The organism is Flavobacterium sp., assembly GCF_020217025.1.
GTDB lineage: Bacteria > Bacteroidota > Bacteroidia > Flavobacteriales > Flavobacteriaceae > Flavobacterium.
Genome location: NZ_JAIWOF010000235.1, coordinates 1 through 10,000 on the forward strand (window position 1 = coordinate 1; position 10,000 = coordinate 10,000).

General features: G+C 33.7%; 7 protein-coding genes. 6 read left to right on the forward strand and 1 reads right to left on the reverse strand.

Features of this window, described 5'->3' with window-relative positions; translation table 11 throughout:
• On the reverse strand, positions 1-828 hold an 828-nt coding region (locus LDL23_RS12450), incomplete at its 3' end, for a PAS domain-containing protein (RefSeq protein ID WP_291265991.1).
• 281 nt (positions 829-1,109) lie between these two features.
• On the opposite strand from LDL23_RS12450, the gene LDL23_RS12455 reads away from it, so the two are divergent.
• The 6 genes from LDL23_RS12455 to LDL23_RS12480 all read left to right on the forward strand — a co-directional run.
• A complete protein-coding gene (locus tag LDL23_RS12455) occupies positions 1,110-5,102 on the forward strand; it encodes a gliding motility-associated C-terminal domain-containing protein (protein ID WP_291265992.1) in 3,993 nt (1,330 codons plus the stop codon).
• A gap of 133 nt (positions 5,103-5,235) precedes the next feature.
• A complete protein-coding gene (locus LDL23_RS12460) occupies positions 5,236-6,168 on the forward strand; it encodes a type IX secretion system membrane protein PorP/SprF (RefSeq protein WP_291265993.1) in 933 nt (310 codons plus the stop codon).
• Positions 6,169-6,179: 11 nt separating this feature from the next.
• A complete protein-coding gene (locus LDL23_RS12465; RefSeq protein ID WP_291265994.1) occupies positions 6,180-6,377 on the forward strand; it encodes a hypothetical protein in 198 nt (65 codons plus the stop codon).
• Complete coding sequence (locus tag LDL23_RS12470) at positions 6,328-8,106, forward strand: OmpA family protein (protein WP_291265995.1); 1,779 nt, start codon at positions 6,328-6,330, stop codon at positions 8,104-8,106. The genes LDL23_RS12465 and LDL23_RS12470 overlap by 50 nt, the downstream gene beginning before the upstream one ends.
• 21 nt (positions 8,107-8,127) lie before the next feature.
• Positions 8,128-9,336 (forward strand): ATP-binding protein, encoded by a 1,209-nt coding sequence (locus LDL23_RS12475; protein WP_291265996.1) that lies wholly within the window; start codon positions 8,128-8,130, stop codon positions 9,334-9,336.
• Positions 9,337-9,395: 59 nt separating this feature from the next.
• Positions 9,396-10,000: DNA-binding response regulator (locus tag LDL23_RS12480; RefSeq protein ID WP_291265997.1), on the forward strand; the 605-nt coding region annotated here is incomplete at its 3' end.

Here is a 10,000-nt window from a genome sequence, read left to right on the forward strand (position 1 = left end):
AAGGATGCTCTCAATTTTTTTATTTTCTTTGAAAAATAAGGAAATTTGATTTTGTATTTTTTTTTGAATACTGATGATTTTTCTTGCCGAAATGTCTCTTAGCAGGCCAATCATTTTTATGGGAATACCCTGGCTATCTCTTATTATAATTGCGGTTTCTTCTACGTATGCATATGAATTGTCACTTTTTCTGAATCTAAATTCTTTATTCCATTGATTGGCGTTTGTGTCTCTTAAAAAGACTTCCCATTCTTCTTTTAGGCGTTCGTTGTCTGAAGGGTGCATTAGTTGTGCCCAATTTTCTAATCGAAAGGTTTTATCATTTGGTTGATAACCGAAGATTCTGGTAAAACTTTCCCCCCAATTGAAAATATCGTCTTGAATATCCCAATCATAAATTACATCTTTTGTGATTTTATTGAGTAGTTCTATCTTTTCGTTTGTTTCCACAAATTCTGTGATGTCTTGAAAGACCCCTACTAATTTGATGGGATTGTTGTCTTTGTCTTTGATTACTTTACCAGAAGAGATGATGTGTTTGATTTTGTTGTTGGCGGTAATGAATCTTTTTTTTATTCGGTACTCGATTCCTTGATTAATGGCTAGCGTCATTTTTTCGAGTGCCATTTCTCTGTCATCAGGATGAATCACATCTAATCCTTTGTTCGTGTTTAGTTTTTCATCGGAAGGTTCCATTTCTAAAATTCTATAAACGCCTTTTGACCAATATAGTTCATTGGAAACCAAGTTTAATTGCCAGCTACCTGTTTTAGCTACCGATTCTGTTTGGTCTATTATTTCTGTTTCGTAGATTTTTTTTTCTAGCATAATAAGTTTGTAGATAAAAGCAATAAATAAGGTTCTTATTATGGTTAATGGGTTATGTAAATATACGAAATAAAATAATACAAAAACGAATTGTTTTCTAAATGTGGTTTGATTTTTTGGGTTTGTAAGTGCTTGTTTTTTAGGTGTTTTAAAGATGTTCTTGTCTTTTTAACAGTTATTAATAAAATCTTAACAGTTATTACTTAAGCTTAGGGTGTGCGAGTAGGTTGTTGCAAATTTGTTCTAGTTCAAATGATGATTATTCCCTAAAATAAAGAATTATGAACACAAAATTTTACATAAAATGGTTTGAAGTTGTAAAAGGCTTCCTTTTCTTTTTCTTCGTATTTTTTTCACCTGCAAGTTACTCACAATGTACTAATGGGTCGGTACGACCAGCTGATGATTTTAATTACAGTATTGTTTCTCCAAGATGTTTTAATGGTACTGAAGGCGAGATTCGATTGACTAATATTCACAGTACTTTAGGTCAAAATGATTTTACGAATCAAAATTATCAAATTCGAATTTTAAGTGGTCCTGGAGGAGCTAGAAATTTCAATCTTTCTCAAAGTACTAGTTCTTATACTGTGACTGGTTTGTTGTCTGGGACATATGTAGTGGATGTGATGGACGCTTGTGGTGGTAATAGTGCTGATAAAACTATTGTTATTGCAAATGGTTTAAATAATGCAGTTTCGGTAGCTACTTATGTAAGTATGGTAGATAAATTTACCTCTGCAAATTCTGATACTTGTGGGGATTCGTACAAATTTAGATTCAAAACAATTTCCAATACGGGAACTGGTAATGTTAATTATACACTAACAAATAATTTAGGGAATACAATTGAGTTTGTAACTGTATTTCCTCAAACAGAACCGTACATCCAAGCAAATAAAAGTGTAGATGTAATTATTCCAGTTTCTTTTTTTAATGGAAGTGCTTTAACTTATTCAGGATTTAATAATTGTGGTTCTGTACCTGGAGGTGTTGTTAATATGCCTGTAAATCAGAATATCATTTTTGATGCTCCAAGAATTTCTGTTTTTATCGATCCTAATAATTCATGTGCCTATGGATATGATGTTAAGTTCTTTAGAGATAATGTTGTGAATCCTGTTCAAGTTTCTGTCGAAGAAACTAGTAATCCAGGGAATGTTCCTCTTAATATTTTTGGCAACCCTATTGCTTCGCAAAGTGTTGATTTATCGCATGTTAATAGTACGCCTACAGGAGGAGCATTAGCTATAGCTTTAGGATTAAAATATGGTATTGAATATCGTGTAACATTAGTTGATGCTTGTGGTTTTTCTGTTCAGAAGTTAATTAGAGAAGATATTGTTCCATTAAATCCGACTATGGATTCTAGTTTTAGCCCTTCATTTATTGATCAGGGTTTATATTTTGATGATGTTTCTTTAATTCGATTGAATGAGCTTCCTGTTTCTAGTTTTGTTGTTGGTCCTGTTACTTTAACTGTAAATTCTGGCCCTACAAATTATACGACACAAGTTGGTAATGGTCCTAGTCTTACTTCTAGTCCAATTGTATATCCTTATTCAATGACATTTAACAATCCATTTGCTGCAAGTTCATTATCTTATTCTGGTTCTAGATCATTTCCTCCAGGAACTTATAATTTTACTTTAACTGATGCATGTGGTAAAACCAAAACCTTTGAATATACAACAGCTCATACTAGAAATTCTGAGATTACTCATGATGTTGTTAGCTGTGGTTTTATAACTGACATGGTTCCTGTAGTTTTGACTTTGCCAGTTGGATTAGTATTTACTTATGGTGCTCTTTATAATCAGTCTGGAGCTGTCATTTTTTCTGGACCTATAGGTTCTGGTAGTCCGTTTAATTATAACAGTTCAAATCGAACTATTACTTTTTCTGTACCTAATAATCAGCAATATTATTTTCGCTATGGTGGTGTTCAAAATGGTCATGCAGTAGAACCAAGCCAATTAGGAGGTATTAATGGATTGCCTAGGTTACAAGGTGGTTTTTTGTATGAGTATGCTTTTACAGTTGCAGTAGCTCCATTCACTTTTGAATCTATTATAGCTTGTGAAACTACAGTAAACATGGTGGCAACAGGAGGAAGAGCTCCTTACACTTATGCTTTGTATGATGCGAGTGGTACGCAACAAATTTATAATTATCAAAGTTCAACAGTTTTTAGCGGATTGCAAGCAGGAGCTACTTATTTGGCCAAAACTAAGGATGCTTGTGGTCGCGAGTTTACACAGTCTTTTTATGTGTATAATGCGCCAAATCCAACGGTTTCGATTGTTAGTAATGTGGGGTGTAATGGGGCTTTAGCGTCTGTTTTATTGTCTAATTTACCAGCGCAGTGGACCATAAGTGAGATTGCAACTGGAGTTCAGTATCATGGAACTACTTCTGCTTTTTTAATAGAAAATTTAAGTATAGGCAATTATCAATTTGTTTGTACTGATTTGACTACCCAATGTAGTAGTCAACAACATATTCCAGTAACTGTTTTAGCACCTTCTTGCCCAGTGGCTAGTGATGATGTTTTGACTTATGTTCCTAATTCAACGGTTACCATAAACGCTTATCAAAATGATACCGTTGGTGCTGTTGTTAATCCTACAAGAATTCGATTTTTAGAACCAGCGAATGCTCAAAATAAAGCGTATTGTTTAGAAAATAATTTAATTGGTTTTGATATGCCTAATGAAGGTAGATGGAGTATTGATATTGTGTCTGGATTGATTGAGTTTGCGCCTTTGGCTACTTTTTTTGGAACTCCAACTAGTGTTACTTATTTTATACGTGATTACAATGAAAATATCAGTAATGAAGCTACTATAAGTTTTGATTTATTACCTGTAACTCAATCTGATTTAGCTCGTTATGTAGTAGGGCAAACAGTGGTTATAGATTTGCTTCAAAATGATACGCTTGGTGATGTTGTTAATCCTGCAACACTTGAATTTGTTGCGTCAACAACTTCTAATGTTACTCTTCCAAGTGGAAATTCTATTTTAATGCAAGTCTTAGGAGAAGGTGTTTGGAGTTTAGATACCGTTAACGGAACCGCAACTTTTACACCAGATGCTTCATTTGTAGGTACTCCTTCAGTTCGATCTTATCGCGTTCAAGATTTTCAAGGTAATTGGTCTAATGTTTCTGATATTCAATTGGATTCTAGATGTTTGACTGATGTTGTTTGCCCTGTTTTTATAGATGAGATTGTTCCGTGTTACACTGCTATTCCTTCCGAAACAGAATTAACCATCGCTGCTTTTGAACAGTTGGGAATTCATCCAGGTGAAATTGTAGGGGAGGAATGTTCTACCGTTGTTATTAGTGCTGTTAATACGGGCGCTACCACTTGTGGAGGAACAGTAGTGCGTACCTATACGATTACTTTTTATGCTTCTGAAAATCGCAATAGTTCAGCAATTTTAAATCAATTTACTTGTAGTCAAACATTTTTAATTCAAGATGATCAAGCTCCCGTAATTGTGACTCAAATTCCGAGCACTCTCAACTTATCTGTTCAAGATGTGTTACCCGTTTACACTATTGAAGCAACTGATAATTGTTCAACAGGTGTTACGATATCTTATAATCAAGAAGTAATCACAGGTACTTGTAGTTCTAATTCTGAAATTATCCGTTATTGGTTAGCTACTGATTCTTGTGGTAATGTGAGTGAATTGACTCAACATGTGTTTGTTCAAGATACTACCGTTCCTACTTTCACTACTTCAATAGATGCCTTAATTTATTCCGATTGTGAACTAATGGCTTCTGTGCCTGAAGTAGTAGCAACCGATGATTCTAATAACGTTTCTATCACGTATGAAGAAACTCAAGTGGCAGGTGATTGTTCAAGTCAATCAAAGGTTTTTAGAAAATGGACGGCTACTGATGCTTGTGGCAATGTATCCATTTTAGAACAAGAAGTGGTTTTAAGTTGTGGTATTAAAATTTATAATGCTTTGACTCCTAACGGAGATGGTAAAAATGATGTTTTTTATTTAGAAGGCATCGAGTGTTATCCGAATAATAAGGTTGAAATTTTCAATCGTTATGGTGCAAAAGTATTTGAAACTTCTAGTTATGACAATGTAACTAGAGTTTTTAAAGGAGCTTCAGATAGTTCTTTAAACGTGTCGAGTGGCATGTTGCCTCAAGGAACTTATTTTTATGTGATTTCATACGACAATATTGTTGATAATTTAAAAAACGTACAAAAAACAGGATACTTATATATAGCATCCAATTAAGGCATTCATTTTATGGATATTTTGGGGAAGCTTATTACTCTGAAAGGAGTTGGAACAACTCCTTTCTAGTAGTAAGTATTAACTTCACCCTTATATCGTAAAATTCTCATCATTAAATCCCCCGAAATACAAAATGAGAAAGTTAATTCAATTGTTAGTAGTAACCCCTGTGTTGCTACTACTCACTGCGCAGCGTGTTTTTGCGCAACAAGATCCCCAGTTTACTAATTACATGTACAACACTACTGTTATCAATCCAGCTTATGCGGGTACTCGTGATGCTTTGAGTGTGTTAGCTCTTTACCGCTCTCAATGGGTTGGCCTTGAAGGTGCCCCAAAGACCGCTTCTGCTTCGATTCATTCTCCTGTGAAAAACTCTAATTTGGGTTGGGGTTTGTCTGTTATTAACGACGAGATTGGTCCGTCGATTGAGCAAAATCTATCTGCTGATTTTACTTATCGTATTGAATTTGAGAATTTGTCTCAATTATCGTTTGGATTTAAAGCTACTGCTAACTTGTTGAATGTTGATTACACTAAGTTGAGCATTTATGATCCTAGTGATCCGTTGTTACAAAATAATGTGGACAACCGATTTTCGCCAAATTTTGGTGCTGGGTTTTATTGGTATTCTGATCGCTATTATTTAGGCTTGTCTGTTCCGAATTTCTTAGAAACTAAGCACTATGATGATAATACACAATCTTCCACTGCTACAAAAAGTATGCATTACTATTTTATGGGAGGTTATGTTTTTGATTTGAGCGATTCGGTACAATTTAAGCCTGCGTTTTTGTCTAAGTTTGTTTCGGGTTCTCCTTTACAATTTGATATTACGGCTAATTTCTTATTCTTTAATAAGTTAACGGCAGGTTCTGCTTATCGTATTAATGGTGCGGTTAGTTTTTTAGCTGGTTTTCAGGTTTCTGATTCCATTTTTGTTGGGTATTCGTATGATACTGAAGCGGCTAAGTTGGCTAATTACAATTCTGGTTCACACGAATTCTTTTTACGCTTTGAGGTTTTTAAATCTGAAGCCAAGGTGTTTTCTCCAAGATTTTTCTAAAACCATGTGTTATGAAAAGCCTCTCTACTTTACTTGTTTTGTTGCTTTTTTTTCTTGGATTTTCTCAAGAAAAGAAAATTAAAGAAGCAAATGCTGCCTATGCGAAATTAGGTTATATGAATGCTGTTTCTATTTATATTGAAGTAGATAAAAACGGTTATGGTTCGCCTGATATTTATAAAAAAAATAGCGGATTCTTATTATTTTAATGCTAATTATCCGGAAGCTAATATTTGGTATGAAAAATTAATAAAATCAACCGAGGATGTAGATTATGAATATTATTATCGTTATTCTCAAACGTTGAAAACGGTTCCTGATCTTGAAAAATCTAATTATTATTATGCCTTGTTTTCAAGATTGAAAAAAGCGGATTCTAGAGCGCAACAGTTTGAGGTACAATCTAATTATTTGTCCCAAATTACAACCGATAGTGAGCATTACACGGTTTCCCTTTTGGAAATTAATTCTTCATTTAGTGATTATGGTGTTTTTGAATCGAAAGATGGGATTCTTTTTACGAGTACTAGAGCTGATGAAAATGCAAAAATTGATACTTGGACTCAGCAGCCGTTCTCGGGATTGTTTAGTAGTAAATTAGACCCATCGCATTCCTTTAAAAATCCAGAAGCGTTTCTTAAAAATACGATTTTTAACAGTAATGAATCCACTGCTATTTTAACAAAAGATGGTTTAACACTTTATTTTACTCGAAATAATTTTAAAAAAAATAAACAAAAGAAAAATAACAAGGATGAGGTTTCTCTTAAAATTTACAGCGCTCGTTTTAAAAACGGTCAATGGACTGATGTTGTAGAATTGTCTTTTAATAGCGATAATTATAATTGTGCACATCCAACTTTGAGTCCAGACGAGAAGACGCTTTATTTTTCTTCCAATATGCCTGGTACATTAGGGCAGTCTGATTTGTATCGAGTAGCAATTTTAGCTGATGGAAAATTTGGTGCTCCAGAAAATTTGGGCGCCACTATTAATACAGAAGGACGAGAAACATTTCCTTTTTTGTCGGCAACAGGTGAATTGTATTTTGCTTCCGACGGACATTTGGGTTTAGGAGGTTTGGATGTTTTTGTTTCTAAAAAAAATGAGGATGCTAGTTTTTCCAAACCTATAAATTTAGGAAATCCAATTAATACTGCTTATGATGATTTTGCGTATGTTTTAAATTCTGAAACTCGAGTGGGTTATTTTTCTTCCAATCGACCTGGAGGAAAAGGTAGCGATGATCTTTATACCTTTTTAGAAAACAAGTCTGTTTATGACCAAGCAGCTGTTTTTTCAGGTACACTACAAGATGCTTTGTTTGGAACTCCAATTGCTAATGCTGTGGTTTCTTTATTTGATGATTCTAAGAAAAGGGTTGATAAAACTACTACCAATGCTAATGGGGAATTTGTTTTCAATAATAATTACACCACATTAGGTTGGTATCTTACATATGAACATGACTCTTATGAAACGAAAGAAGATTATTTAAAAACTACACTTTTCAGTCCATTAAAAGGACCAATATCTTTGTTGCCGAAAGCGGTACAGTTAAAACAAGGAGTAGATTTGGCTAAATTCTTTTCCATTCAAAATATTTATTTTGATTTGGATCAGTGGGAAATAACTCCTAAAGCTGAGAAACAAATTGCCCTTTTACTTTATGTTTTACAGCAAAATCCAGAATTAAAATTAGAAATTAAATCGCATACTGATAGTAGAGCTTCAGCAGATTATAATTTAGAATTGTCTAATAAAAGGGCTTTGGTAACCCTAAATTGGTTGGTCTCCAAGGGAATTTCTATTGATCGAATTAGCAGTAGAGGTTTGGGTGAAAAAGAGCCTATCAATCACTGTGTTGATGGTGTTTCCTGCACAGAAGAGGAGCATCAAATGAATAGAAGGAGTGAGTTTATTGTTGGAACTCATTAAAAAAATGTTTATTTTTATAACATGAAAAAGATGGATTCCTATAAAGAAGAACAGTTACGGCTAAAGGCTCTGGAAGAATACAAAGTACTGGATAGTTTACCAGAGAAGATGTATGATGATATTACGATGATTGCTTCCCACATTTGTGAAATGCCAATTGTTTTGTTGAGTTTGGTGGATGATAAGCGTCAATTTTTTAAGTCTAAAGTTGGTGTAGATGTTAACGAAACACCTGTTGAGTTTGCGGTTTGCTATCATGCAATTTTGTCGCAACAAGAATTGTTTGAAGTGCCTGATTTACGAGAAGATGATCGCTTTAAAGATAATCCACTTGTGACGGAAGGTCCAAAAATGGTGTCCTATTTTGGGGTTCCTTTGAAGAATTCTGAAGGGATAGCGTTTGGAACTTTATGCGTGATTAGTCAGGATAAACCTAAAATTTTATCGGATCGTCAAAAGGTCATTTTAAAGAAATTAGCTAAGCAGGTCATCCATTTATTAGAACTTCGCAAGCAGAATTTTGAATTGAAGCGTTATCAAGAAGAGATTGCCTATTATTCTTCTCAAATGGAAGAATTTGCCCATACTGCTGCGCATGATTTGCGTGCTCCGTTACGAGCAGTTAAGTCTTTTTTGCAACTTATTGAAATGAGGCGAGAAGGTCAATTGGATGAAAAAGAGCAAAAATATTTTCAATTCATTAATACCAATGTAGATACCATGAATCAATTGATTGTTGATTTGTTGGATTATGCGAAATCGGATAGTAAGATTGATGAAAAAGAGACTATCGAGTTGAATGCTTTTATGGAGCAAATTTTTAATAATTTGGTGGAACATCATCATTCCTCCGATTCTAATTTGGTGCTTAAAATAATGCCTACTATTTACTATTCCAAATTGGCTTTGCACATGATTTTTTACAATTTGATCGATAATGCATTGAAGTATAGAAGTCAAAATCGTACTTTAGAAGTAAAAATTAATTACAAATCGGATTTGTTTCATTACTACTTTGAGGTTGAAGATAATGGTATTGGTATAGCAACGGAATATTATGATACAATTTTTAAACCTTTTAAAAGATTGCATACCAAATCAGAATATGCAGGTAGTGGATTGGGGTTAGCAACCGTTAAGAAAATCATACAAAAGTTGGGTGGCACCATTACTGTAAAATCGGTATTGGGAAAAGGAACCACCTTTTTAATTACAATTCCGAAAGAATGAGTAAAATACTATAAAAAAAATAATTACCTTTAAAGCGTTTTAATATCTAAATTCATTCTATGCGATTACTAAAATCCATCGTTATCGATAGTAATTCTGAAGTGGTAGCACAACTTTCAAAATTTGCTGACGAAAATTCGGTTATACTCGATATTTGCGGTTTTGCAACTAGTTTGTCCGAAGCTATGACTTTGATTAATACGTACAAGCCTGAGTTGATTTTTTTAGATCCAACAGTTACTAATTTAGCTGAATTTTATTTGATAAAACAATTGGATTTTAATATTCCGAAGTTCATTTTTGTGTCTACTGATTTAAATAAGGCTTATGATGCTTTTCGATTTGGTGCTGCTGATTTTCAGTTGAAACCACTTGATTTTAATGAGCTTATAGTTTCTATATATAAAGTAATTAAGTTGATTGAGATGGAATTGAGTTTTCAAAATCAGAAGGTCAATCAGATTAAGAGTTATGGTAGTGAAACCAGTGATAATGGTTTTATCGCGATATCGTCTTCTGATAAGATTGAGTTAATTAAGGTAGAAGATATTATGTATTGCAAGGCCGAAGGGAAGTATACTGAGTTTGTTTTGTCCAATAAGCAAAAAATTCTCTCTAGTAAAAATCTTGGAGAGTATAATTCCTTACTTTTGAACAATTATTT

What these genes read in the sequence shown, in the direction of transcription:
- LDL23_RS12455 (WP_291265992.1), top strand. Translation starts at nt 1,110, where the DNA reads ATGAACACAAAATTTTACATAAAATGGTTTGAAGTTGTAAAAGGCTTC.
- LDL23_RS12460 (WP_291265993.1), top strand. Translation starts at nt 5,236, where the DNA reads ATGAGAAAGTTAATTCAATTGTTAGTAGTAACCCCTGTGTTGCTACTA.
- LDL23_RS12465 (WP_291265994.1), top strand. Translation starts at nt 6,180, where the DNA reads ATGAAAAGCCTCTCTACTTTACTTGTTTTGTTGCTTTTTTTTCTTGGA.
- LDL23_RS12470 (WP_291265995.1), top strand. Translation starts at nt 6,328, where the DNA reads ATGGTTCGCCTGATATTTATAAAAAAAATAGCGGATTCTTATTATTTT.
- LDL23_RS12475 (WP_291265996.1), top strand. Translation starts at nt 8,128, where the DNA reads ATGAAAAAGATGGATTCCTATAAAGAAGAACAGTTACGGCTAAAGGCT.